The 23,883-nt window shown below is 73.8% G+C and carries 27 protein-coding genes and 1 tRNA gene; 14 read left to right on the top strand and 14 right to left on the bottom strand.

Annotated elements, in window-relative coordinates; translation table 11 throughout:
• Positions 1 to 960 (bottom strand): hypothetical protein (locus tag GB864_RS13150; protein WP_202107211.1); only part of this gene is annotated, 960 nt, incomplete at its 3' end.
• 450 nt (positions 961 to 1,410) lie between these two features.
• Here GB864_RS13150 and GB864_RS13145 point away from each other — a divergent pair.
• Entirely contained in the window at positions 1,411 to 2,637 is a 1,227-nt protein-coding gene (locus GB864_RS13145) for an NAD(P)-dependent malic enzyme (RefSeq protein ID WP_160425764.1), read from the top strand.
• Between the two features lie 146 nt (positions 2,638 to 2,783).
• On the opposite strand, the gene GB864_RS13140 is transcribed toward GB864_RS13145, so the two are convergent.
• Positions 2,784 to 3,668 carry an aminodeoxychorismate lyase gene (locus GB864_RS13140; RefSeq protein ID WP_160425762.1) on the bottom strand — a complete coding sequence of 295 codons (885 nt, stop codon included), beginning with the start codon at positions 3,666 to 3,668 and terminating at the stop codon, positions 2,784 to 2,786.
• A gap of 38 nt (positions 3,669 to 3,706) precedes the next feature.
• Between GB864_RS13140 and GB864_RS13135 the strand changes: the two genes are divergently transcribed.
• Together GB864_RS13135 and GB864_RS13130 are read left to right on the top strand one after the other, a co-directional pair.
• Positions 3,707 to 4,531: a MerR family transcriptional regulator gene (locus GB864_RS13135; protein WP_160425760.1), complete on the top strand. Its 825-nt coding sequence runs from the start codon at positions 3,707 to 3,709 to the stop codon at positions 4,529 to 4,531.
• 34 nt (positions 4,532 to 4,565) lie between these two features.
• Positions 4,566 to 5,489 (top strand): transglutaminase-like domain-containing protein, encoded by a 924-nt coding sequence (locus tag GB864_RS13130; RefSeq protein ID WP_160425758.1) that lies wholly within the window; start codon positions 4,566 to 4,568, stop codon positions 5,487 to 5,489.
• A 49-nt stretch (positions 5,490 to 5,538) separates the two neighbouring features.
• Here the strand turns inward: GB864_RS13130 and GB864_RS13125 are convergent, their stop codons facing one another.
• Positions 5,539 to 6,540, bottom strand: coding sequence for an MBL fold metallo-hydrolase (locus tag GB864_RS13125; RefSeq protein WP_336603995.1), 1,002 nt, complete (start codon positions 6,538 to 6,540; stop codon positions 5,539 to 5,541).
• Between the two features lie 217 nt (positions 6,541 to 6,757).
• Positions 6,758 to 7,399 carry a DNA-directed RNA polymerase subunit beta gene (locus GB864_RS13120; RefSeq protein ID WP_160425756.1) on the bottom strand — a complete coding sequence of 214 codons (642 nt, stop codon included), beginning with the start codon at positions 7,397 to 7,399 and terminating at the stop codon, positions 6,758 to 6,760.
• A gap of 166 nt (positions 7,400 to 7,565) precedes the next feature.
• Here GB864_RS13120 and GB864_RS13115 point away from each other — a divergent pair, with 166 nt between their 5' ends.
• The 8 genes from GB864_RS13115 (at position 7,566) to GB864_RS13080 (ending at position 11,797) form a co-directional block, all read left to right on the top strand.
• The gene (locus GB864_RS13115) at positions 7,566 to 8,771 is read left to right on the top strand and encodes a ScyD/ScyE family protein (RefSeq protein WP_160425754.1); all 1,206 of its coding nucleotides are present in this window, start codon (positions 7,566 to 7,568) and stop codon (positions 8,769 to 8,771) included.
• A gap of 123 nt (positions 8,772 to 8,894) precedes the next feature.
• Positions 8,895 to 8,966 (top strand) — tRNA-Lys (locus GB864_RS13110).
• A 49-nt stretch (positions 8,967 to 9,015) separates the two neighbouring features.
• On the top strand, positions 9,016 to 9,561 hold the full coding sequence (locus tag GB864_RS13105) for a universal stress protein (protein WP_336603994.1): 546 nt from the start codon (positions 9,016 to 9,018) through the stop codon (positions 9,559 to 9,561).
• Positions 9,558 to 9,998: a CrcB family protein gene (locus GB864_RS13100; protein WP_160425752.1), complete on the top strand. Its 441-nt coding sequence runs from the start codon at positions 9,558 to 9,560 to the stop codon at positions 9,996 to 9,998. The genes GB864_RS13105 and GB864_RS13100 overlap by 4 nt, the downstream gene beginning before the upstream one ends.
• Positions 9,995 to 10,357, top strand: coding sequence for a fluoride efflux transporter FluC (locus GB864_RS13095; RefSeq protein ID WP_160425751.1), 363 nt, complete (start codon positions 9,995 to 9,997; stop codon positions 10,355 to 10,357). Before GB864_RS13100 ends, GB864_RS13095 begins: the two co-directional genes overlap by 4 nt.
• A 40-nt stretch (positions 10,358 to 10,397) precedes the next feature.
• Positions 10,398 to 10,694, top strand: coding sequence for a hypothetical protein (locus tag GB864_RS13090; RefSeq protein WP_160425749.1), 297 nt, complete (start codon positions 10,398 to 10,400; stop codon positions 10,692 to 10,694).
• On the top strand, positions 10,691 to 11,491 hold the full coding sequence (locus GB864_RS13085) for a DNA/RNA non-specific endonuclease (protein ID WP_160425747.1): 801 nt from the start codon (positions 10,691 to 10,693) through the stop codon (positions 11,489 to 11,491). Before GB864_RS13090 ends, GB864_RS13085 begins: the two co-directional genes overlap by 4 nt.
• Before the next feature lie 33 nt (positions 11,492 to 11,524).
• Positions 11,525 to 11,797: a DUF1905 domain-containing protein gene (locus tag GB864_RS13080; RefSeq protein ID WP_160425745.1), complete on the top strand. Its 273-nt coding sequence runs from the start codon at positions 11,525 to 11,527 to the stop codon at positions 11,795 to 11,797.
• 9 nt (positions 11,798 to 11,806) lie between these two features.
• Here GB864_RS13080 and GB864_RS13075 read toward each other — a convergent pair whose 3' ends face one another.
• The 5 genes from GB864_RS13075 to GB864_RS13055 all read right to left on the bottom strand — a co-directional run bounded on the left by GB864_RS13075 (position 11,807) and on the right by GB864_RS13055 (position 17,361).
• Complete coding sequence (locus tag GB864_RS13075; protein WP_236779097.1) at positions 11,807 to 12,607, bottom strand: DedA family protein; 801 nt, start codon at positions 12,605 to 12,607, stop codon at positions 11,807 to 11,809.
• Between the two features lie 254 nt (positions 12,608 to 12,861).
• On the bottom strand, positions 12,862 to 13,902 hold the full coding sequence (locus GB864_RS13070; protein ID WP_160425743.1) for an LLM class F420-dependent oxidoreductase: 1,041 nt from the start codon (positions 13,900 to 13,902) through the stop codon (positions 12,862 to 12,864).
• A gap of 209 nt (positions 13,903 to 14,111) precedes the next feature.
• Complete coding sequence (locus tag GB864_RS13065; RefSeq protein ID WP_160425741.1) at positions 14,112 to 14,981, bottom strand: anti-sigma factor; 870 nt, start codon at positions 14,979 to 14,981, stop codon at positions 14,112 to 14,114.
• Positions 14,978 to 15,577, bottom strand: a complete 600-nt coding sequence (sigK, locus tag GB864_RS13060) for an ECF RNA polymerase sigma factor SigK (protein ID WP_160425739.1) — start codon at positions 15,575 to 15,577, stop codon at positions 14,978 to 14,980. The genes GB864_RS13065 and sigK overlap by 4 nt, the downstream gene beginning before the upstream one ends.
• A 62-nt stretch (positions 15,578 to 15,639) precedes the next feature.
• Positions 15,640 to 17,361, bottom strand: a complete 1,722-nt coding sequence (locus GB864_RS13055; RefSeq protein ID WP_160425737.1) for a cytochrome c biogenesis protein CcdA — start codon at positions 17,359 to 17,361, stop codon at positions 15,640 to 15,642.
• Positions 17,362 to 17,520: 159 nt separating this feature from the next.
• Here GB864_RS13055 and GB864_RS13050 point away from each other — a divergent pair, with 159 nt between their 5' ends.
• A complete protein-coding gene (locus GB864_RS13050; protein ID WP_160425736.1) occupies positions 17,521 to 18,180 on the top strand; it encodes a fasciclin domain-containing protein in 660 nt (219 codons plus the stop codon).
• A gap of 161 nt (positions 18,181 to 18,341) precedes the next feature.
• Positions 18,342 to 19,523: a MarP family serine protease gene (locus GB864_RS13045; protein WP_160425734.1), complete on the top strand. Its 1,182-nt coding sequence runs from the start codon at positions 18,342 to 18,344 to the stop codon at positions 19,521 to 19,523.
• A 12-nt stretch (positions 19,524 to 19,535) separates the two neighbouring features.
• Here GB864_RS13045 and GB864_RS13040 read toward each other — a convergent pair whose 3' ends face one another.
• The 4 genes from GB864_RS13040 to GB864_RS13025 all read right to left on the bottom strand — a co-directional run bounded on the left by GB864_RS13040 (position 19,536) and on the right by GB864_RS13025 (position 22,296).
• On the bottom strand, positions 19,536 to 20,252 hold the full coding sequence (locus GB864_RS13040) for a winged helix-turn-helix transcriptional regulator (protein ID WP_160425732.1): 717 nt from the start codon (positions 20,250 to 20,252) through the stop codon (positions 19,536 to 19,538).
• A 10-nt stretch (positions 20,253 to 20,262) separates the two neighbouring features.
• Positions 20,263 to 20,724: a VOC family protein gene (locus GB864_RS13035; protein ID WP_160425730.1), complete on the bottom strand. Its 462-nt coding sequence runs from the start codon at positions 20,722 to 20,724 to the stop codon at positions 20,263 to 20,265.
• 140 nt (positions 20,725 to 20,864) lie between these two features.
• On the bottom strand, positions 20,865 to 21,797 hold the full coding sequence (locus GB864_RS13030; RefSeq protein ID WP_160425728.1) for an aldose 1-epimerase family protein: 933 nt from the start codon (positions 21,795 to 21,797) through the stop codon (positions 20,865 to 20,867).
• Positions 21,798 to 21,807: 10 nt separating this feature from the next.
• Complete coding sequence (locus GB864_RS13025) at positions 21,808 to 22,296, bottom strand: YbaK/EbsC family protein (protein WP_160425726.1); 489 nt, start codon at positions 22,294 to 22,296, stop codon at positions 21,808 to 21,810.
• 261 nt (positions 22,297 to 22,557) lie between these two features.
• Here GB864_RS13025 and GB864_RS13020 point away from each other — a divergent pair, with 261 nt between their 5' ends.
• Positions 22,558 to 23,094 (top strand): gamma carbonic anhydrase family protein, encoded by a 537-nt coding sequence (locus GB864_RS13020; protein WP_160425724.1) that lies wholly within the window; start codon positions 22,558 to 22,560, stop codon positions 23,092 to 23,094.
• Between the two features lie 3 nt (positions 23,095 to 23,097).
• On the opposite strand, the gene GB864_RS13015 is transcribed toward GB864_RS13020, so the two are convergent.
• Positions 23,098 to 23,883 (bottom strand): DUF6716 putative glycosyltransferase (locus GB864_RS13015; protein ID WP_336603991.1); only part of this gene is annotated, 786 nt, incomplete at its 5' end.

The raw sequence follows: 23,883 nt of genomic DNA, 5'->3' as shown, positions 1-23,883 counted from the left end.
GGCATGGTGGCGTGCGGCGTCGGCGCAGGCGCGTGCGAGCGCCGCGGCGGACGGCGGCGGCCCGGCCTCCAGGCGTTCGTCGAGCTCGGCGTCGGCGACGAGTCCCGTGCGCAGCGCCGACGCGTGCAGCAGGAGCGGGAGGGCGCGCTCGCGGGCCACCGGGTCGAGTGCGGCCTCGCCGAGCCACACGACGGCGTCGTCGACCAGCCCGCCGTGCAGCGCGGCGACGCCGGCGACGAGCGCGGCCCTCGCCGTCGGGACTCCGTCGGCGTGGCTCTCGGCCTCGCGGGCGACGGCGTGCGCCCACTCCGCGTCGCCCGCCTCGTCGGCCGCCTCGGCGAGCGCGAGGAGCGGTTCGACGAGGGCGGGATCGCCCTCGAGCGTGGCGAGCGCCCGGTGCCAGACGGCTCGGGGCTCGTCGCCGAGCCGCGCGTAGGCGTCGGCGAGCAGCGCGTGGACCTCGGTACGCTCGGCGACGCTCGCGCTGTCGTGCGCCCAGCACCGCAGCCGGGGGTCGACGAACGCGAACCGGCCGGCCGTCAGCCGGAGGCAGCCGCTCACGGGCGAGCCGACGACGTCGGCCATCGTGAGGCCGAGCGCGAGGAGGATCGCGTCGATGCGGTCGACGACGGCGACCGAGGCGGCGAGCAGCACCCGGCGCTCCCACGGCGAGAGCGCGCGGCCGAGCCCGCCGACCGCGGCCTCGACGGCGGGACCGCACGGCAACGGGTCGGGCAGGGCCTCGCGCCCGAGCCGCTGCGCGGGTCGCAGCCCGCGGATCGCCTCGTCGATCGCCTCGCCGTCTCCGGCGAGGGCGGCGGCGACGACGGCCGCGACATGGGGGGCGGTCGGCGCTCCGGCGGCCTGCAGCCGGGCGAGGAGCGGGGGCAAGGCGTCGAGGTCCGGCTGCGCCGGCCTCCGGAGCGCACCGCTTCGTCCCGGTGTTGCTGCAGCGCCCATCCCGGCCTCCGCTCGCCCCGTCGTCCCGCGCGTGAGCAGTATGTTAGCAATCCGAACAAAGTCAGCACCAGGGGTATCCATGGCGAATGCACAACTCCCCCGTTCGGGGCACCGCCGCCGCAACGCTCGCGTCGCCCCGCGGCATCCGTGCGCAATTCGCGTGCGCGAAAGAATGCACGATCTTCCCGCTTCGGATGCACGCTCGCGGGGTCCGGTCGGAGACGTCCGCTGATAGTTTCGACGCACTCGGCACGCGAATCACCCCTCGCGCCGAGCCGCGAACCCCACCCGTGGCGAGCCCGAAGCGAGCCGACGCCCACCGCGTCGCCGCCCGAACCGATCGACCGCGCGCCGCCGTATCGGCAGACGCCGTCCCCGCCGACCGGTCTCCCACCCAGCCCGGGCGTGGCCGCGCGTCCGCGGCACCGTCGTCGAACGAACGGACGCACCATGAGCATCCACCCCGCCGAGCCCCGCACCGACCGCACCGCCACGGGCCGCTCCCCCATCCCCCTCACCGACGCCGAGATCTTCGCCGCGCACGACGGCGGCAAGCTCGACATCGCGCTGTCGGCGCCCCTCGAGACCAAGCGCGACCTCTCCATCGCCTATACGCCCGGCGTCGCCCAGGTCTCGCGCATGATCCACTCCGCCCCCGAGACCGCCGCCCAGTACACGTGGGCGAGCCGGCTCGTCGCCGTCGTCTCCGACGGCAGCGCCGTGCTCGGGCTCGGCGACATCGGCGCGAGCGCGTCGCTGCCCGTGATGGAGGGCAAGTCGGCCCTCTTCAAGCGCTTCGGCGGGCTGAACTCCATCCCGCTCGTGCTCGAGACGAACGACGTCGACGAGATCGTCGAGACGCTCGTGCGCCTGCGCTCGAGCTTCGGCGCCGTCAACCTCGAGGATGTCTCCGCCCCGCGCTGCTTCGAGCTCGAGGCGAAGCTCATCCAGGCGCTCGACATGCCCGTGATGCACGACGACCAGCACGGCACCGCGGTCGTCACCCTCGCCGCCCTGACCAATGCCGCGAAGGTCGTCGGCCGCACGATCCCCTCGCTGAAGATCGTGATCTCCGGCGCGGGCGCGGCCGGCATCGCCGTGGCCGAGATCCTCGTGCAGGCCGGCGCGAGGGACGTCGTGCTGCTCGACTCGCGCGGCATCCTCGGCCCCTCGCGCAGCGACCTCGAGGGCGTCAAGGCCTCGTACGCGCTGCGCACCAACCCGCGCGAGCTCGCCGGCGGCCTCGCCGAGGCGCTCGCGGGTGCCGACGTCTTCATCGGCGTCTCCTCGAGCACGGTCGCCGAGGAGCTGCTCGCCACGATGTCGGACGACGCGATCGTCTTCGCGCTCTCCAACCCCGACCCCGAGGTGCACCCGGACGTCGCCGCCCGCCACGCGAGGGTCGTCGCGACGGGCCGCAGCGACTATCCGAACCAGATCAACAACGTGCTCGCGTTCCCCGGCATCTTCCGCGGCGCCCTCGACGGCGGGGCGACCCGCATCACGACGGCCATGAAGCTCGCCGCGGCCGCCGCGATCGCCGACCAGGTGACGTCGGCCGAGCTCGCCGCGGACAGGATCGTGCCGAGCGCCCTCGACGAGCGCGTCGCGCTCGCGGTCGCCGCCGCCGTCATCGGCGCGATCGAGCCCGCGGAGGCAGACGCGCCGGTCGAGTAGCGACGAAGGAGCGTATCGAGACCCCCGGGCCGGAACGCCGGAGGAGTCCCCGCCGGTCGAGTAGCGACGAAGGAGCGTATCGAGACCCCCGCGCCGGAACGCCGGTCGAGGAGCACCGGATGAGCGCCTCGACCGGCCGGCCCCCGTCAGTCGCGCGGGGTCAGCAGGTACGCGTTGAACCCGGCCGTCTCGGCGAGATCGGCCGGGAAGGCGACGCCGTCGATCGCGGTGATCGCCGTCGCGAGCCGCACGCTCGACACGAGCCAGGCCGCCTCGGCGGCGAGCAGCTCCTCGAGCCGGATGTCGCGATACTCGACCGTGCGCCCCTCGGCCGCGAGGTGGTCGAAGAGGCTCAACTGCGTCGTGCCGTGCAGGATCGCGCCCGAGGGCGAGGGCGTCGCGTAGACGCCGCCCGAGCGCAGGATGACGGAGGAGGTCGGTCCCTCCATCACGAAGCCGTCGCTCGAGACGAACACCGCGTCGTCGGCGCCGCGGCGGTGGGCCTCGCGGATCGCCGCCATGTTCGTCGCGTACGAGAGCGTCTTCGCGCCGAGCAGCAGCCACGGGGCGCGCTCAGCCGTGTCGCGCGCGTAGCCGCGGTCGAGCGTCACGACCTCGACGCCCTGCGTGCGCACCGCGGTCTGGTCGGCCGCGGGGTTCGCCGTGATCCACGCGGTGGGCGCCGGTCCGCGGTCGACGCCGCGGCTCAGGATGACCTTGATGCCGAACTCCCCCGTCGCCGGCAGCTTCGCCCCGACGGTCTCGATCGCCTGCCGCCACTGCGCGGCGTTCGGCTCGGGCAGCTCGCAGATGCGGGCCGAGTTCGCGAGCCGCGCGAGGTGCGGGCCGACCTCCTGCGCGTGCCCGTCGACGAACGCGATCGTCTCGAAGACGCCGTCGCCGCGCTGGCCGGCGAGGTCGCCGACGCGCACGGCGGGCTCGGTGGCATCCACCTCGCGGAAGGTCGCGGCGAAATCGCCCGACGCATCGGCGGGCGCGGGGTCGACGAGGAGGGTGACGGTCTCGGACATGGTGTCGATGCTACGCGCGCGTCGGTACGGTCGAGATCGTGGACGGACTCGGCCCCTCGGCCTTCGAACGCGCGTCGGGCCTGACGCGAAAGGCGCTGCGACTCTACGAGGTCGGCGGGCTGCTCGTGCCCGAATCGGTCGACCCGGCGACGGGCTATCGCCGGTATGCGCCGGCGCAACTCGAACGGGCCCGGGCGATCGGACTGCTGCGTCGCCTGCGGATGCCGCTCGCCGAGATCCGGACGCTGCTCGAGGGCGAGCCGGACGCGCTCCGTGACGGCATCCTCGCCTGGCAGGCGGGGCAGGCCGCCGAGTTCGCGCGACGCAGCCAGCTCGTCGACCGTCTCGTCGCCGGTCCCGGCGCCCCGGTGCCTGACGCGCTCGTCCGCATCGAGACCGCGCCGGCGCGCACGGTCGCAGCCGTCTCCAGGCGGCTCGAGCAGCCGGACCTCGTCGCGAGCCTCGTGGCGGACCGACTGGCGACCGACGCGGTCCTCCGAGCCGCCGGCGCACGCCCGTCCGGCGAGCACTGGGCGGTCTTCCGTTCACCGGTCGGCTTCGGGCTCGCCGGTCTCGTGGAGGTCTGCGTGCCGTACACGGGACGCGCCGACCCGGTGGGCGACATCGTGCTGCGCGCCGAACCCGCACGGCGGCTGGCCGTCGTCGACGTGCGACGCCGCGATGTCGGCTACCCCCGCATCCTCGAGTTCTACGACGCCGTGCGCCGCGTGGCGAACGCCGTCGGCGGCGCGACGGACGATCCCCGGGAGCGCTACCCGTCGCCGTGGAGCGAGGACCCCGACGCGATCGTCCTGGACGTCGCGCTGCCGATCGCGGGAGACGTGGCCGCCGGCGCCGGTTGACCCGGCCCCAGGGGCCAGGCGAACAATCGCAGGTATGGAATCCACGTCACCCCGTCCCGCTCCACTCCGGCCGTCCGCGGCCGACGCCGTCGCCGCGCACTCGCCCGCCTCGGATCCCGGGACCCACCGGGCCCTGCTCGCGGCCGTCGACCCCGACCCGGCCGCCCTGCGCGCGGCGGCGACCGCGACGATCCGGCACTACCGCGCCGAGGGCGAGCCGACGCCCGCGCAATTGGCCGACATCGACCGCCGCACCCTCGCGTCGATCCTCGACGCCGCCGTCGAGCGTGCAGCCGGTCCGCTGACCGCACCGCGGGCGGCGGAGGCGAAGGTGGGCGGATGCTGCCGCGACCACGCGCTGCTCGCCGTCGGGGTCCTCCGCGAGCACGGCATCCCCGCCCGCAGCCGTCTGGGGTTCGCCGACTACTTCACCCCCGGATTCCGGCACGATCACGTCGTCGTCGAGCGCTGGGACGACACCGAGGGACGCTGGTGCCGCCTCGATCCCGAGCTCGCGCCGGGCTCGCGCGGCTTCGACGTCGCCGATCTCCCGACCGGGTCGGACGCTCCCTTCGAGACGGCCGCCGAAGCGTGGATCGCCATCCGAGCCGGCCGAGCCGACCCCGGTCGCTACGGCGTCTTCCCGGGTGCCGACGTGGCCGGCGAATGGTTCGTCCACGGTTACGTCATCGCCGACGTCGTGCATCGTTTCGGCACGGAGACCCTGCTCTGGGACGAGTGGGGGGCGATGGCGTCGTTCGGCGGACCGGTCGAGGCGGCCGCGGCCGACCTGGCCGATCGGCTCGCCCGGCTCACCGTGGACGCGGACGCGGGCGACGCGGAGGCCGAGGACGAGCTCGCACGCTTCGCGGAGTCGGACGCTCGCGTCCGACCGGGTCGCGAGGTCGCCGTGTTCTCGCCGAGCGGTCTGCGGACGCGGATCGAACTGCCGCGGTGACGGGCAGCTCGGAGCGTCCGGGCAACCGGGCGCGCGCCGCACCGGGAACTCAGCCGAGGCGCGCCCGTCCGGCCTCGGAGGCGACGAACTTGCGGTGCATCGCGGTCTGCGCGAGGGCCGACGCCAGGCTGAGGGCGCGCAGGCCCTCGAATCCCGCCGACCAGGTCAGCCGCGACGCGATGTCCCAGATGCGGAGGTCGGGGTCGGACTCGACGACCGCGGCGACCTCGCGGGCGCGACGCAGGTGGTGGTCGCGGAGCGCCCGCGCCCGCTCCGCGAGCCCGTCGAACCGGTACTCGTGGCCCGGCAGCGCCTCGTCGGCGCCCGCATCCCCGAGGGCCGCGACGCGCTCGAGCGAGTCGAGCGCGCTGGCGATCGGTTCGGGCATCCACCCGCCGAGGCCGATGCCGGGGTTCACGGTCGGCAGCACCGAGTCGCCCGTGAAGACGACGCCGGAGGCCTCGTCGAGCAGGCAGATGTGGCCCGACGTGTGCCCGGGCGTCGCCACGACGCGGATGGTGCGCCCCGCGATCGGGAGGGCCTCGCCGTCGACGAGGGTGCCGTCGACGTCGGCGAGCCGCACGCGCGGCGCGTGGGCGGCGAGCCCGGCGGCGAGGCCGGGCAGCCGCGTGATCGGGATTCCCCACTTGCGCCACGGCGCCGACTCGTCGTCGGGGCGGTCGGGCGAGCGCAGCGCGGCGGCCTCCGGCTCGTGCAGGAGGATACGGGCGCCGCTCGCGGCGCGGAGCCGTGCGGCTCCGCAGAGGTGGTCGGGATGCTGGTGGCTCGCGGTGATGAGGGACACGTCCTCGAGCCCCTTGCCGATGCTCGCGAGCGCGTCGGCGAGCCGGGCGGCGTTCTCGTCCGAGTCCCAGCCCGGGTCGTGCACGGCGACCGCGCCGTCGACGCCCTCGATCAGATAGGCGTAGCTGAACGGCGGCTGCCCCGGCATGACGAGCGGCACCGCGTGGACGCCCGGACGGACCTCTTCGACGGGCGGGAGCCCGCGCGCGGCCGCGGCCTCGAACTGGGCGGTGCTGGTCGCGCGCACGGGCATCCTCTCGGCCGGGGCGTCGTCGCCGTCGGGTTGCAGGTTTCCAGGCATGGAAAAGCCGGACCGCAGAAACGCCTCTCGGCGCAAGGCCGCTCGAAGCGGCAAGTATTGGAGCCCGGGGTTACTGCGGCCCGGCCGTAGGAGTCTAACGGAAGCCGGGGGCCGCGCATTCCCCGCTCAGCCGATTCTCCGATTCCCGGCTCCGGAAGCCGCGTCAGTCGAGCGAGCCCCGTCGCTCCAGGCGCCCGCACGCGGCGAGGTCGTCGGCGAGGTCGGTCAGACGCAGCGCGCGGGTCGTGAGGGCGCCGGAGCGGCCGGGGTGGGCGGCATCCGTCGCATCGGCGTCGTCGGCGAGGCTCGCCTGGCCCGCGGCGCACACCCGGCAGAACGCCGCGGCGCGGTCGAGCGCGGTCGCGAAGTCGCCCGCGAAGACGCCGTGCAGGATGCGGTCGGCGAGCTCGACCACCTCGCTCGGCCCGGTCGGAGCGGCCGCTCCCGCGACGACCTCGTCGATCGTCGTGGAGACCTCGGTGCCGCGCCGGAAGGCGAAGGCGATGCCCTCGGGGTCCTGCGTGATGAGCGTGCGCAGCAGGTAGAGGCGCCAGAGCGCCCCCGGCAGGCTGCGGGCCGCGGCCTGCGACCAGAGCTCGGCGATCTCGTCGATGCCGTGCTCGTCGGTGTAGCGCACGAGCCGGCCGACGACCTCGGGATCGGGGTCGGTGCGCACGCGGGCGAGCAGCGCGACGGCCGTCTCGTGGGCGATGCGGTTGATGTTGGCCGGGTCTTCCGAGCCGACGAACGCGGCGAATCGTCCCGGCGTGAACTTGACGGGTCGGGGGAACTTCTCGTCGGACATTCCGGAGATTTTACTCCGCGTGGAAGGCGACCGGCCCGGGCCCCTGCCGTTCCCTGTGCATCGGCTCTGTCGTCCCTTTGCGTCTCGACAGCGATGAAGATGAGGAATACTCTGCAGCCGCCGAGTCCCCCACTCCCGCGGCGCAACCGAATCGAAAGGTCGAACAATGCCGTTCCGCGCCATCGCGCTCGGGGCCGCCGTCGCACTGACGGCCACGCTCGGGCTCGCCGCTCCCGCTGCCGCCGGCGGCGGCGGCGGGCAGACCCCGCCGACACCGTCGGTCGTCGCCGACGGCCTCGTCACGCCGCTCGGCCTCGCCGCCACGGCATCCGGCGGCGTGCTCCTCACCCAGAACTTCCTCGGCGCGCTCAACGCCGTCGATCGGAAGGGCGCGCTCAGCGAGATCGCCGCGGCACCGGGGTTCGAGCTCTCCGCCCCGTCGGTCGCCGGCAAGTCGATCTACTACTTCCAGGTCGCGATGGACCACTCCAGCGCCGTGCTCACCAAGCGCACCGGCACCACCAGTAGCCAGGTCGCCGATCTCGCCGCCTACGAGGCGGCGGCGAACCCCGACCAGGTCAACACCTACGGCTTCCTCGATCTGCCGGCCGACTGCGCATCGCAGTTCGTCCCGTTCCCGGAGTTCCCGCCGCTCGGCATGCCGACGTACACCGGCGTGCTCGACACGCACCCGTACGCGTCGACCGTCGGACGGGACGGCACGGTCTACGTCGCCGACGCCGGCATCAACGCGATCGTCGCGATCTCGCCGAAGGGCGCGGTCCGCACGGTCGCCGTCCTGCCGCCGGCCGCGCCGGTCGTCGTCACCGAGGAGCTCCGCGCCACCACCCCGTGGCCCGAGTGCGTCGTCGGCCACGGTTACAGCGCCGAGCCTGTGCCGACCGACGTCGAGATCGGCCAGGACGGCCGACTGTACGTGACGACCCTCCCCGGCGGCACTGAGGACCCGGCAGCGGGATCCCGCGGCACCGTGTGGCGGATCGACCCGCGCGGCGGCACGCCGAGGGCCGTCGTCACTGGCCTGTCGAGCCCGACCGGGCTCGCGATCGCCCGCGACGGCACGGCGTACATCTCCGAGATCAGCGGCGGGGCCGACCGCGGCGGACAGATCTCCGTCGTGCGCCCGGGCCGCACGACGGCGAAGCCGCTCGTCTCGGTGCCCTCGCCCGGCGCGATCGCACTGAGCGGCAGCACGCTCTGGATCGGGGCGGACATCATGTCGCCGACCGGCGTCTCGCAGCTGGTCACCGTCGACGTGCGCAATCCCGGCCGCGGCTGGCACGGCAAGTGGCACGGTCACTGGAACGACGACTTCGGGAAGTTCTTCGGCAACCGCTTCCGGGGGCATTGATCGATCGAATCCGGATGCCCCGCGGGACGCGTTCCCGCGGGGCATCCGCCGTTCGGATCGTCGGCTGATTCAGCCGATGGCCTAAACTGCTGGGAGATCGCGCGGCCCGCGCCGTGCCGATCAGCCCCCGTAGCTCAGAGGCAGAGCAACGGACTTTTAATCCGTGGGTCGAGATGTCGGAATTCTCCGGGGGCACCGTCGCGCTCGGCCGCTCGGTCGGGCCCAGTGTCGCGAGGGGGTCGCCGTGACCGAGGTGCCGCAGCCCCGCCCCGAACGGATGGTGCCGTTCGCCGGGCATCCGGCCGTCGTCGGCATCGAGCCCGGGCAGTCCGAGCTCGTCGTGCTCGCCGCCGTCGACTGGGCGCTCGCCGTCGGCGCCTCGGCCCTGCACTTCGCCTACGTCGATCCCGATCGCGTCGTCGTCGCCGAGGGCCGCGACGGGTCGGTGCGGCACGAGGGCCTCGAGCCGGATGCGGCCGACGACGGCTGGCGCGACACGGAAGCCGACCTGCGGGCGCGGCTCGCGGCGCTGCTGGATCCGACGGGCGTGCGCTGGGCCTTCCACTACCTCGCCGGCCGCCCTGACCGCGCCCTCACCCACCTCGCCCGCGCGGTCGACGCGTCGGTGTTCATCGTCGGAGCCCGGCATCCAGGCGCCGCCCGTCGCATCGCGGAACTCTTCGCCGGCTCGCTCGCCGCCCATCTCGCCCAGCACCAGCACCGACCCGTGCTCACGATCCCCATCGCCGTCGTCGACTGGGCCGATCCCTCCGACGAGTGGGCGAAGTGAGCGGCGGCGCACTCGCGCGTTCGGCGCTCCTCGTCTTCCTCGGCGGCTGCCTCGGCGTCGCCCTGCGGTTCGTGCTCGAGGCTGTGTGGCCCGCCGCCTCGGGCGCGTGGCCGTGGACGACGTTCGCGATCAACCTCGCGGGCGCCTTCCTCCTCGGGTTGCTGCTCGAGACGCTCGCCCGCGGCGGACCCGACGAGGGGCTGCGGCGCAGCCTCCGCCTCGGCGTCGGCACGGGCGTGCTCGGCGGCTTCACGACCTACAGCACGTTCTCGGTCGAGGCCGATCGCCTCCTCGGCGCCGCGCCCGCGCTCGGGTTCGCGTACGCGCTCGTCAGCATCCTCGCCGGGCTCGTCGCGGCCGGTGCCGGGATGCTCCTGGCCGGCGCCCTGCGCCCGACGGCGGCGCCGTCGACGGCGCCCGAGGAGGATGCCGCATGACGCTGCTCCTCGCCGCCCTCGCCGGCGGTCTCGGCGCCGCCGCGCGCTTCCTCGTCGACACGTTCGTCGCCCGCTGGAACCGCACCTCGTTCCCGCTCGGCACGATCGTCGTCAACACGACCGCGTGCTTCCTGCTCGGGCTCCTGACCGGCTGGACCGCCGCCGTCACCGCCCCGGGCGCCGTCGCCGCGATCTTCGGCGTCGGGTTCCTCGGCGGCTACTCCACCTTCAGCACCGCCATGGTCGAGGGGGCCCGGCTCGTGCGGCAGCGCCGGCCGTGGGCGGCGATCGCGCACAGCGGCGGGATGCTCGTGCTCGGCCTCGGCGCGGCGGCCCTCGGCCTGCTCGTCTTCGGCTGAGCCGCTGCGCGGCGTCGGCGCCGCTCGATAACCTGGCGCCGTGGAACGCGATCTCTTCGACGTGTGGAACCTGGTGTTCAACGGCATCGGCGCGACGGTGACCCTGCTCGGCGCGGCGGTCGCCGTCGTCAGCTGGTTCATCGCCCGCGCGAGCAAACGGGCCGCCGACGAAGCGCTCGCGCGGGAGGCGCGGACGCGGAGCATCCTGGATCGCACGCTCGTCGCGCTCGGCGCGACCGGTACCTCGCCCTCGTTCCGCGTCGAGGACGACTCGCTGGGGCGCATCCTCGAGGATCTGCGCCGCACGGCCGAGACGACGGACGGAGCATCCCGATGACCGGATTCGACGCGGCGTTCCTCGACGACCCGACCCCGCTGCCGACGTTCGACGCTGCTGCGCAGGCCGATGCGCTCGACGCCGGCGGCTCGGACTGGCTCGACTACGCCCACTTCTCGCTCTCGATGAGCGTCGAGCGGCGCATGGCACGGGTGGTCGCGTGGAACATCGACGGCGCCGACCTCGACGGGCGCATCGGCCGCGAGGGCGAGCGCTTCCACCCCGACCCGCGCATCCCCGCATCGGCGCAGCTGCTGAACGACCTCTACGCCGGCAACGACCTCGACCGCGGGCACGTCGCGCGGCGGGCCGACCTGCTCTGGGGCGAAGACGCGGCGCAGGCCAACACCGACTCGTTCTGCTTCACGAACATCACCCCGCAGATGAACGACTTCAATCAGGCCTCCCGCGGCGGGCTCTGGGGGCGGCTCGAGGAGGACCTCCTCGCCGAGGCGCAACTCGGACGGCAGCGCATCTCGCTCTTCGGCGGGCCCGTGTTCGGCGACGACGACCCGCGCTACCGCGACGTCGCCATCCCGACCGCGTTCTGGAAGCTCTTCGCGTACGACTTCGACGGCGTGCCGAGCGCGCAGGCGTTCGTGCTCGCGCAGTCCCTCGACCGACTCGGCGAGGGGCTCCTGCCGCTGCGCGGCTGGGACACCTTCGCGATCGGCTTCGACGAGCTCGCGGACCGCACCGGCGTGCGCTTCGACGCGATCGCCGGCTGGGAGGTCCGCCCCGACGAACTCGGCATCCGCGCCGACCGGGAGCCCCTCGACCGCGTCGTCTGGGGCTGACGGCCGCGCGGCGGCCCGCCTAGGCTCGCGGCCATGAGCGATCGGGAACTGCGCTTCGAGGCGCCCATCGGCGTCGACGTCAAGGGCGAGCAGTGGACGTGCGTCGAGATCCCCGGATCCGCGGAGTTCTTCGGCACCGGCAAGACCGTGCGGGTCGACGCGCTCGTCGACGACGTCGCGCTCGAGAACGTCGGCGCCATGGTCACCGGAACCGGCGGGCACATGATCTCGCTCAACGCGAAGGTGCGCGCCCGCCTCGGCAAGGACCTCGGCGACGTCGTCCGCGTCGTCGTCACGAAGCGCTGACGCGCGGGATCATTCCCCCGTGCGGCGTTCCGGGTCGGGGAGGTCGGCGGGGTCGGCGGCCGTGCGGGGCTCGGCCGTCGCGCTCGGCTCGGAGCCGATGGGCCGGTCGACCCCGTCCGCGAGGGCCGGCTCCTCGCCCGGGAGGTGCTTGGCCTTCTGCAGGCGGATGACGCGGACGACGATGAACCAGAGGATCAGCAGCGCGATGACGACGAGGACGGCGTCGGAGATGATGCCGCTCCACTGCTCGAGGATGGGCTTGATGACCGGTCCGAAGGCGAAGCCGAGGCCGATCCAGATGCCGTTCCAGATGCCCGAGCCGAGGAACGTGTAGAGCGTGAACTTGCCGAGGTTCATCCGCTCGATGCCCGCGGGGATCGAGATGAACGAGCGCACGAGCGGCACGCAGCGACCGAGGAAGACGGCGACGCCGCCCCACTTCTGGAAGAACGCCTCGGCGCGGTCGAAGTCTGCCTCCTCCATGAGGGGCACCTTGCCGACGAACCAGCGCGTGCGACGGCGGCCGAGGGCCGCGCCGATCCAGTACCAGACCCACGCGCCGATGAGGCCGCCGAGGGTGGCCGCCGCCCAGGCGAGCCAGAAGTTCATGCGCCCCTCGTAGGCGAGGAAGCCCGCGGCGGGCAGGATCGCCTCGCTCGGGATCGGCGGGACGAACGTCTCGATGAGCACCGCGAGGCCGACGCCGACCTCGCCGAGCAGTTCGATGAGGCCGAGCACCCATCCGATGAAGCCGTCGTAACCCTTCTGCGGGTGGACCTCGATGGGCAGGGCGGCGAGCAGTGCGAGCATGCGGGGCGGGCTCCAGTCGGTTCCGGATGTCCGAGGGGACGGCGGTGGGGATACCGAGAGCGTACCCGGTCGTGGCATCCGCCCCCTGGACTCCCCTCGACCTGCCGCCGAGCCGCCGTCGCGCCCCATTCTCCGCTGCCGCGCCAGAAATGGGGGCGCGGCGATCGCGAACGTGGCGCAGCGGCACGGGCGTGGGGGCGAACGGCGGGCTGCGGGGTCTCGATGCGCTTCGCTGCTCGACCGACGGCAGAGCGTCAGTCGACCAATTCGCGGAACGCACCCATGAGCGCCAGCCGGCTCGCGGCGTCGCGGGCGAGGGGGTGCACGGTGAACGAGGTCGCCCCCGCCTCGGCGAACGCCTGCACGCGGTCGCGCACCTCGTGGGCGTCGCCGATGAGCGACACCGCCTTGACCAGTTCGTCGGGGACCGCGGCGATCGCCTCGTCCTTGCGGCCGGCGAGGTAGAGCTCCTGGATGCGGTCCGCCTCGGCCGAGAAGCCGAACGACGAGACGAGCTCGTGGTAGAAGTTCTTGCCCTTCGCGCCCATGCCGCCGACGTAGAGCGCGAGCGTCGGCTTGACGAACGGGTACACGCGCTCGGGCGACGAGGTGATGGCCAGCGGCGGGCTCACGATGACGTCGAGCTCCCCGAGGGCGGCGTCGCGGCGGGCGCCGCCCGCCGCGAGTGCGCCGCCCCAGACGTCCTGCGCCTTCTCGGGCACGAACCACATCGGCAGCCAGGCCTCGGCGATCTCGGCGGTCTGCTCGACCGACTTCGGGCCGAGGGCGGCGATCGCGATCGGGATGTCCGCGCGCACCGGCGTGTTGATGAGCTTCAGCGGCTTGCCGAGGCCGGTGCCCTGGTCGGCGGGCAGCGGGATCGTGTACTTGCGGCCCGCGTGCACGACGGGCTCGCGGCGCCACACCTGGCGGCAGATCTCGACGACCTCCTTGGTGCGCGCGAGCGGGGCGTCGTAGGGCACGCCGTGGAAGCCCTCGATGACCTGCGGGCCCGAGGCGCCGAGGCCGAGCGTGAAGCGGCCGTCGCTGACGTAGTCGAGGCCGGCGGCCGTCATCGCCGTGAGCGAGGGGGTGCGCGTGTAGAGCTGCATGATCGCGCTCATGAGCTGCATCCGCTCGGTCTTCGCGGCGAGGTAGCCGAGCGCGCTCGGCGCGTCGAACGTGTAGACCTCGGGCACCGAGACGAGCTCGACGCCGACCCGCTCGAGGTCCGCGACCTCGTCCGCGACCTCGCGGAACCCGCCCGAGTAGTCCAACATCATGCCGACGCGCATCCGCCGCTCCTTCGCGTTCGTCCGGCCGGGCCGGGGCCGCTCGTCGGCGGCACTCCGGCACCCTAACCCACGGCTCCGCGCGCGCGGCGCGGGGTTCGCGGGAACCGCCAGCGCCGCGCGCGCCGGGCCGGGCGCGATTGTCGAGGATGCACGGTCTGGCGCCGCGACCGGTGTCCGGACCGCGTCCGACGGCCGACGGTCGCGTCGGCTCAGCTCGGCAGGACCGCGATGGGGTCGGTGGTCGGCTGCACCGAGCCGCCGTCGGGTTCGACCGTCACGCCGACGACGTCGCCGGCCGACATCTCGCCCTCGAGCACGCGCCAGGCGCTGCCGTCGGAGGCGGGTTCGAAGGTGCCCGCGGAGCGCGCTCCGTCGCCCCCGATGAACCACAGCTCGTACGTGCTGCCCTCGGCAGGGGCCGGCAGGGACTCGACGCGCACGGCGGCACTGCCGTCCTCCTCCGACCAGACGAGCTCGAGCTCGCCGCCGTCGGTCGCGGTCGTCGTCGCGGTCTGCGCGTCCTCGGCATCCAGGATCGCCTGGAGCTGGCGCTGCGCATTCCACCCGTTGGGCCCGGTCCACGCCGCGCCGAGGGCGACGCCGCCGGCGATGAGGACGAAGACCGCCGCGACGGCGGCGATGACGGCCACGGGGCTCCAGCGACGCCGGGCGCGCAGCTCGGCCGGGCCGGGGACGGCGTAGTCCGGGACAGCCCCGGGCTCGGAAGCCGGCGCCCGCGGCGTTTCGTCGTGGGGCACCGCGGCGGGCACGGCCGTCGGGACGACCGGAGCGGGCTCCGGCGCGAGCTGGGGCACGTCGTCGAGACGGGCGAAGATCGCGTCCTTGAGCGCGGACGGCGGGTCGATCGGGGGCACGGCCGCGCCGAGCCGTGCGGCCGTCTCGCCGAACGCCGCCGAGTCGGCCTGCGCCTCCGGCGATGCGGCGAGCGCCTCGAGGTAGGCGGCGCGGTCGTCCGCGTCGAGCGCGCCGAGCGCGTCGGCTGCAGCGGCTGCCTCGGCTTCGGCGCGGAGCCGGTCGGCCGACTCGTCGGCGGGCCGCTCGTTCGGGTCGTCGGTCATGTCGTCACCCCCAGCAGGTCTCGCAATCGGATCATCCCGTCGCGCAATCGGGTCTTCACGGTGCCGAGCGGCACCTCGAGCCGTTCGGCGATCTCGCGCTGCGTCAGCCCGCCGTAGTAGGCCAGGGCCACGCACTCGCGCTGCAGGTCGGACAGTCGCACGAGCGCCTCGTGCACGCGTTCGTGCTCGATGCGCACCTCCGCGTCCTCGGCGACCGTGTCGACGGGCACGTCGACGTCGCGGGCGCCGATGCGCTCGTCGCGCTCGCGCGCGGACTGGGCGGCGCGGATGCGGTCGACCGCCCGGCGGTGCGCGATCGTGAAGAGCCACCCGATCGCCGAGCCCTTGGCGGCGTCGTAGCGGGGAGCGGTCTGCCAGATCTCGAGGAACACCTCCTGCATCACCTCTTCCGCCTGCGCGCGATCGACGACGAGCCGCACGAGCAGGCCGAAGACCCGAGGCGCGGTGCGGTCGTAGAGCTCTCCGAACGCCGCGCGGTCGCCCGAGCCCACCCCGCCGAGGAGCGTCTCGACGCTCGTCTCGGCCGTTTCGGGCGGGGTGGCCTCCCCGGCGGTTCCTGACACGCGATCCAGCATGGCAGACCCGCCGGGCCGCGCACCCCGCGGCCGGGTCCTCGAACGGAGCAGCGTCGCATCGGTCATCCGAACGTGAAGGAGTAGGCGTCGACCCCGGGGCCGACGGTGACGGTGAGGGAGCCGGTGCGGGACTCGCCCGGTTCGACGAGGACGACGGCGTCGGGCGCGCCGGACACGGCGATCGTGCGCGGACCGGAGCCGTCGTCGACGACGACCTCGCCGGCCCCGCCGAGCACCATCTGCACGGTGCTGCCGTGGTACTCGAGCCGCACCCGGGCGTCCTCGGGTCCGGTCGGGGCGATCGACTGCGTGCCGAGCGTCCAGGCGCCGTCGAGGGCGAACGAGTCGGCCGGCTGGTCGTCCGGGAAGGCGAACCCGCTCGTCTTGGCCGAGTACGACTCGGTCCCGCCGAAGTTGCCCGCCTTCGTCGTGCCGAGGTAGGTCTCGGGCGTCGTGGAACCCGCCTCGGGGGTGTCGTCGGCCGTCTCGGTCGGGGCCGGGAGGTCGACGCCCGGGGAGGCATCCTCGAGCAGCTCGCGGATCTGGCGTTCGGTCTCGGCGTAGTGCCCCTCGCCGAACGCGATGGCGCGCACCGTGCCCTCCGCGTCGATCAGGTAGTGGGCCGGCCAGTAGCGGTTGCGGTAGTTCGTCCAGGTCGAGAGCGAGTTGTCGAGGGCGACCGGGTAGTCGATGCCGAACTTCGCGACGCCGGCCTCGACGTTGCGCGGCTCCTTCTCGAAGGCGTACTCGGGCGAGTGGATGCCGACGACCTGCAGCCCCGCGTCGCGGTACGCGTCGTCCCAGGCCGTGACGTGCGGCAGCGAGCGCTGGCAGTTGATGCAGGAGTACGCCCAGAAGTCGAGCAGCACGACCTGCCCGTGGAGGTCCGCGAGATCGACGGCCTCGCCGCCCGGCGTGTTGAGCCACTGCTGGATGCCGCGGATCGAGGGCGCGGTGCCGCACTCGGCGAGTTCGTCGGCGCCCGGTTCGCACCGGTCGAGGTCGCGGTTCTCGTCGGTCACGAGGCCGCCGAGGCCGAGGGCCTCCTCGACCTCCTCCGTCCCGCCGAACTGCTCCTGCAGGGCGCCCGTGTAGTCGGGCACCACGCGCTGGAGCAGCTGCGGCACGTCGAAGACGAGGCCGATCGCGAGGGCGATCATCACGATGCCGCCGGTCAGGCGGATGCCGCGCTGGTGCGTGCGGAAGGACTTCACGCGCTCGGCAACCCGCCGTCCGGCGAGCGCGAAGACGAGCAGCGGGATGGCCGCGCCGACGGCGAACGTCAGCGTCAGCACGATCGTCTCGGGGCCGATGCGCCCGGTGGAGCCGGCGACCGTGATCGCGGCGAGCACCGGACCGGCGCACGGCACGTACACGGCGCCGAGCGCGAGCCCCAGCGGGAAGCCGCCCCGATCGGTGCCGACGTCCTTGCGCGGGATCCACGCGAACGGCTTCTCGAGCACCGACTCGAAGCGCGGCACGATGAGGCCGATGCCGATGAGCACGAGCACGACGAGCCCCGCCCAGCGCAGCACGTCCTGCGGGAGGCCGAGGAGCGCGAGCAGCAGCGACCCGACGAGCGTGAACACGCTGAAGCTCACGACGAGCCCCGCGATCACGAGGTAGGGCCGGGCGTTCCGGCGGGCGAGGGCGGCGCCGTCGGCGTCGACGCGGGCGCCCTGTGCGCCGCCGGAGAGGAAGATGACGGGCAGCACGGGCAGGATGCACGGCGAGATGCCGGTGATGAGTCCGCCGACGAAGCCGATGAGTGCGAGCGAGAGCACGGGGAACCTCGATTCCTGGTCGGCAGGGGTTCGGCGCCGACGCCCGTCGGGATTGGTCGGAGAGAACTTTGCGAATCCGACCAATCCGTTCCGGCGCGGGTCCCGAACCCCCGGTGATCGGCCCGGTTCCCCGGGTCGTCCACCAGAAGGAGTAGACCCATGCGAATCACTGCACGCCCGCTGCTCGCCGGCTTCGCCGTCGCCGCCGTCGCGGCCCTCGGACTCGCGGGCTGTTCGTCCACGAGCGATTCCTCGTCGATGTCCGACGAGCCCGCCATGTCGCAGGAGGCCGAGCCCACCGAGGAGGCCATGACGGCCGACCCGGCCGCCGACCTCGTCGGCCCCGGCTGCGCCGCCTACGCCGACGCGGTGCCCGACGGCGCCGGCTCCATCGTCGGCATGTCGACCGACCCGGTCGCCGTCGCCGCCTCGAACAACCCCATGCTGACGACCCTCGTCGCCGCGGTCTCCGGCCAGCTCAACCCCGACGTCGACCTCGTCGACACCCTCAACGGGGACGAGTTCACCGTCTTCGCGCCCGTCGACGACGCGTTCGCGAAGATCGACCCGGCCACGATCGAGTCGCTCAAGACCGACTCGGCGACGCTCACCAAGATCCTGACGTACCACGTGGTGCCCGGTCAGGTCGCGCCCGACGAGATCGCGGGCGAGCACACCACCGTCGAGGGCGGCACCGTCGAGGTCACCGGCTCCGGCGACGACCTCATGGTCAATGACGCGTCCGTCATCTGCGGCGGCGTCCACACCGCCAACGCGACCGTGTACCTCATCGACACCGTGCTGATGCCCACGAGCTGACGCACTACTGCTCGGCGATCGCGCCGTCCGGCACCGTGGGGGGTTGCCGGGCGGCGCGTTCGTCGTGCGCCCGGGCGGCGCACGTTCGCGGCACGGTCGGCGTCGGGCCGCGCTGGTGCGGCGCGGAGCATCCGGTCGGCTCGGCCGGTTACCCTCTCGGCATGGGCTCCTGGGACTGGCTGGTCGACGTCGTCTTCCTGCTGATCCTGCTCGCCGGCCTGCTCAACGGGGTGCGAGCAGGGCTCTTCCGCACGGCCGGCGCCCTCATCGGCCTCGTCGCGGGCGGCATCGCCGCGTTCTTCGCGATGCCGTGGGTGATGACGCTGCCGCTCGACCCGCTGCTGCGCTCGATCGCCACCGTGTTCGTGGGCGTCCTCCTGCTCGCGGTCGGCGCGGGCCTCGGCGGCACGCTCGGCCGCTTCCTCGGCTCCGGCGCCGAGGCGGTGCACCTCGGGTGGCTCGACCGCATCCTCGGCGGGGCGGCCGGCATCGTCGCCTCCGCCTTCGCGATCCTCCTCGTCTTCGGCGGCATCGGCGCCATGGGCATCCCCGGCGTCTCGCCGGCGTTCGCGAACTCCCGCGTCCTCGCTGCGCTCGAGGCCGTCACGCCGGAGCCCGTCTCGAACTGGGCCGCCCAGGTGCGCGGCGCCGCGACCGATCAGGCCGTGCCGTGGCTCGCGGACGTGCTCGACGCCCCGACCGAGACGCCGGAGCAGCCGGACTTCGCCGTCGACGATCCGGAGGTGCTCGCCGCGAGCGACTCGGTCGTGCGCATCACCGGCACCGCCTATCAGTGCGGCGTCGGCATGACGGGCTCGGGCTTCGTCGTCGCCGAGGACCGCATCGTCACGAACGCGCACGTCGTCGCCGGTCTCGAGTCGCCGCTCGTCGAGGCGCCCGACGGCGAGACCGCGCCGGGCCGCATCGTCGCGTTCGACCCGGCGAACGACCTCGCGGTCATCGCGACCGACGGGCTCGGCCTCGCGCCCCTCGCGATGTCCAGCCCGCTCGAGATCGGCGCGCAGGCGGTCGTCGCGGGCTACCCCCTCGGCGGACCGCTCGATCTGCAACCCGCGAACGTCGTCTCGAGCGGCGTCGCCCGCATCGTCGTCGACGGCGCCGAGTCGCAGCGCGACATCGTCACGATCGCCGGCACCGTCGAGCACGGCAACTCCGGCGGGCCGCTGCTCACGATGGACGGCACGGTCGCCGGCGTGGTCTTCGCGAAGTCCGAGACGGTCTCGGGTGTCGGCTTCGCGATCGCGCCCTCCCTGCTCGACCCGCTCGCCGCGCAGTCGGCCGAGCTGCGCGCATCGGTCTCGACGGGGTCCTGCACCGGCTGAGCCCCGCGGGGATCAGGCGACGCCGTCGACCACGTCGCCCGCTCCGACGGCATCGACCGCGAAGCACGCGGCGAACGCGGCGAGCGCGGCCGGGTCGTCGATGCGGATGCGACCCGCGGCGAGCGCCGCGGCCCGGTCTCCGACGAGGAGAGCGGCTGGATCGCCCTCGAGGACGGCGCTGCGCTCCGCCGCCGCCGGGGCCCCGACGCGGAGCGGCGCCGGCAGCGCCTGGTTCCCCACGGCGACGAGGTCGAGGGTCCCGTCGGCCACGCTCGCCTCGACGGCGACCTCGCCCGAGCGCACGAGGAACCGCACGGCCGACGACCCGGCGGCCCCGGGTCGGAACGCGGCGCGCAGGCTCGTGATGAGGCCGTCGTGGGTGACCACGGCATCCTCGTCGCCCGGCGCCCCGAGCTCGGCGAGGCCGAAGCGTTCGAGCGCCAGCACGGCGTCCTCGAGCGCGCGGCCCCGATCGGTGAGCTCGTAGGCGAGGCCGGAGCGGGCGACGGGCACCCGGCGCACGAGTCCGGCCTCCTGCAACTGCACGAGCCGGTCGCTCAGGATGTTCGTCGGCGCCTTCGCCAGTCCGCGTTTGAGATCGGTGTAGCGCCGCGGCCCGACGAGCAATTCGCGCACCACGAGCAGCGCCCAGCGCTCGCCGACGAGCTCGACGGCACGAGCGAGGCCCGAGCGCTGCCCGAGGCTGCGCGTCCCGGCGCTGCGCGGCACGCTCGGCCGATCAGGCGCCGGTGGTCGGCGCGGCCTCGGGGTGCTCGGCGAGGTAGGCGTCGGGCCCCTGGTCGACGGCCTCGGGCACCATGTGGAGGAACTCGAGGATGTTGCCGTCCGGGTCCTCCAGGTCGCGCGAGTACATGAAGCCGAGGTCGGTGGCGGGGCGCGGCTCGCTGCCGCCGGCGGCGATGCCCGCCTCGACGATGCGGTCGACCTCCTCGCGGGAGTCGGCGCTGAGCGCGGTGAGCACCTGGGCGTGCGTGGCCGGGTCGACGACCTGCTTGTCGGTGAACGTGCCGAAGTACTCGCGCGTGAGCACCATGAAGTAGACGTTCTCGTCGACGACGATGCACGCCGCGTTCTCGTCGGAGAAGAGCGGGTTGATGCCGTAGCCGAGGGCCGTGTAGAAGGCCTTCGCGCGTTCGAGGTCGGCGGTCGCCACGTTGACGAAGATGTTGGTCGCGGACATTTCGTTTTCCCCCTGCGGTCGGTTCGTCTTGGTCGAGCACCAACTTGCTCTTCGCAAGCATGCTTGTCAAGAGCAAGCAGAACGGGCGGGCCGATCGTCTCGGCCCGCCCGTTCCGCGGTGTCGTGCAGCGGGTCGCGCGCTACTCGCTGAAGCCCTCGAAATGGATGCCCCAGCTGAGCTCCCACTCCTCGCCCGGCGTCAGCCAGTGCACGCCCTTGCCCGTGTTGAACGCCTCGGCGGGCGCCGTCATCGGCTCCACGGCGAGCGTCACATCGCCCTCGCGGCCCGGGAACGCGCGCGTCGCGTAGACCTGCACGTAGCCGAAGTCGGCGTCGGCCTTCACCGAGACGCGGCGGCCGTCGGGCGCGGAGAGCGAGTGCACCACCTGGTCGTCGTCGTCGACGATCGCCTCGCCGAACGCGTCGTCGAACGCGATGGCGTCGACGCCGCGCGGCTCGCGGAAGTCCCACTCGGTGCCCGCGACGGGCACCTCGGCGGTCGGCAGCAGCCGCTCGTCGGTCTCGATGTGGCTGCCCGCGGCGAGCTGCAACCGGAGGGAAGCGCCCGGCACGTCGCCGATCGTCACGAACGGGTGGGTGCCGACGGCGACGGGCGCCTCCTCGGCACCGAGGTTCTCGAGGAAGTGCGTCACGCGGATGCCGTCGGCGACGAGTTCGTAGCGCACCGCGGTGCGCAGGTGGAACGGGTAGCCGAGCTGCGGGTACACCGTCGCACCGAGGGTCACCATCTCGCGCTCGCGCTCGAGCACCTGGTACTCGGTGTAGCGCAGCAGGCCGTGGATGGCGTTGCCCAGCTTGGGCTCCGTGATCGCGAGCTGGTACTCGACGCCCTCGTCGGACCACTTGCCGTCGCGGATGCGGTTGGGCCACGGCACGAGCACGATGCCCGCCCCCGAGAAGTGGGGCTGGTCGACCGGGAACGCGGGGACGAGGTCGATGCCGTTGACGGTGAAGGACCGCAGGCCCGCCGCGACCTGAGTGATGGTGGCCCGGAGTTCGCCGCTCGCCGTCGAGGTCTCGAGCTCGTACTGCTCACCGGTGGGGAAGGTCATGGGGATCAGCCTAAAGGGACTCCGGCACGACCGCCGTCGGCGTGCCTCCCGTGATCCGCACCAGCTCCGCGAACGTCGTCGGGAACACCGTCTTCGCGTGTCCGGCGGCCGCCCACACGACGTCGTGCTCGGCGAGCGCCGTGTCGACGAGCGTGCGCACCGGCGCCGGATGCCCGACGGGCGCGACCCCGCCGATGACCTGTCCCGTCGCCTCCTTGACGAGCTCCTTCGACGCGCGGCCGATCGTGCCGCCGAGACGTCCGCCGAGCCAGTCGGTGTCGACGCGGTGCGATCCCGACGTCAGCACGAGCAGGGGCTCGCCGTCGAGGGTGAAGACGAGCGAATTGGCGATCTGGCCGACCTGGATGTCCAGGGCGTCGGCCGCGAGCTGTGCCGTCGTGACGGCGCCGTCGAACCAGACGATCTCGGGGGCGAGGCCGTGCGCCGCGAGCGACGCGGCGACGCGGTCGACGGCGGGATGCGAGGGGGTGTCGGGCATGCGGGCATCCTAGTTCGCGCACTCCGCCGGTCGAGGACGGCCACCCCGCCGGTCGAGTAGCGACCACCCCGCTGGTCGAGTAGCGACCACCCCGCCGGTCGAGTAGGGAAGAAGGAGCGTATCGAGACCGGGTGCGGCGCCCTGCGGGGTCTCGATACGGCGCCGGCGCGCCTACTCGACCAGCGGGCGCCGGCGCGCCGACTCGACCAGCGGCGCCGGCCCGCCTGCTCGACCAGCGGGTCGCAGCGCTAACCTGGCCGGATGAGCGCCGACCCCTCCGCCCGCATCATCGAGCTCGCCGGCATCCCGGCACCGCGCGTCTCCGAGGAGGCGTTCGTCGCCGCGGGCGCCGTCGTCGTCGGCGACGTCGAACTGCGGGCCGGATCGAGCGTCTGGTACAACGCCGTGTTGCGCGCGGAGGCGGCGACCATCACCCTCGCGCCACGGGCGAACCTGCAGGACACGGCGGTCTGCCACGTCGACACCGGCTTCCCCCTGTACGTCGGCGAGGACGTCTCCGTGGGCCACGGCGCCGTGCTCCACGGCTGCACGATCGAGGCCGGCAGCCTCATCGGCATGAATGCGACCGTGCTGAACGGCGCCGTCATCGGCGCGGGCTCGCTCGTCGCCGCGGGCGCCGTGGTGCTCGAGGGCACCGTCGTGCCGCCCGGTTCACTCGTCGCCGGCGTGCCCGCGAAGGTGCGCCGCGAGCTCTCCCCCGAGGAGCGCGAGGCGCTGGTCCGCAACGCCGCGGCCTACGTCGTCCACGTCGCCGAGCACACCGCGCCCGTCGACTGACGCTCAGGCGGTGGTCGCCACGGGGGCTTCGAGCCGGCGCCGCAGCCGCCGCACGCCCCGCACGAGACCGCGGGCCGGCACGCCGAGCGCGTAGGCCGCGCTCCCCGTGAGCGAGCGGTCGTGGTCGCCCAGTTGGAGCTTGCGCTCCCACGCCCGGCGCAGCGCGCCGCCCGCCCGACCGTGGCGACGGACCGGCTTCCGGAGCCCGCCCGCATCGCGGAGGTCGGCCAGTGCGTCGAGACGGGGCATCCAGTCGTCGGCGGCGGCGCCGTGGAAGTAGTTGTCGGCGAGCCACGTGATGCGCGGGCGGCGGAATCGCCCCTCCACCAGCTCGGACGTCGAGCCGAACAGCCCGCTGCCGGTGAAGACGGTGTTGATCATCCGGTCGGAGACGCCCCAGTCGTCGAGGAGCAGCACCGGCAGCCCGCGAGCGAGCGCCTCGAGCGCGGCTGTGGAACTCACGGTCACGAGGGCGCCGGCGCCCGCGAGGGCGGCATCCATCGGCCCGTCGGCGACGACGAGGTTGGCCGGGGCGCGCTCCCCCAGGGCCCCGACGAGGTCGCCGAGGTCGAAGGTCTCCGCGTGGGTCTGCGCCTCGCCGGCCCGCGCGCGCACCTTCACGACGACGCGCCGCGACGGGTCCGCGGCGGCGGCTTCGGCGAGCCGCTCCACGAGCAGCTCGCGGTCCTCGATGCCCGCCGGGCACTTGGCCTGCACGGCGAACACGACGTCGGCGCCCGGCTCGGCGGCGACGGGCATGGCGTGCCGGTAGCCGCCGCCGTCCCAGCC

The organism is Agromyces seonyuensis (assembly GCF_009789225.1).
Classification (GTDB): domain Bacteria; phylum Actinomycetota; class Actinomycetes; order Actinomycetales; family Microbacteriaceae; genus Agromyces; species Agromyces seonyuensis.
Note: the sequence above shows the minus strand (reverse complement) of the source record. Positions and strands in the feature narration are given on the sequence as shown.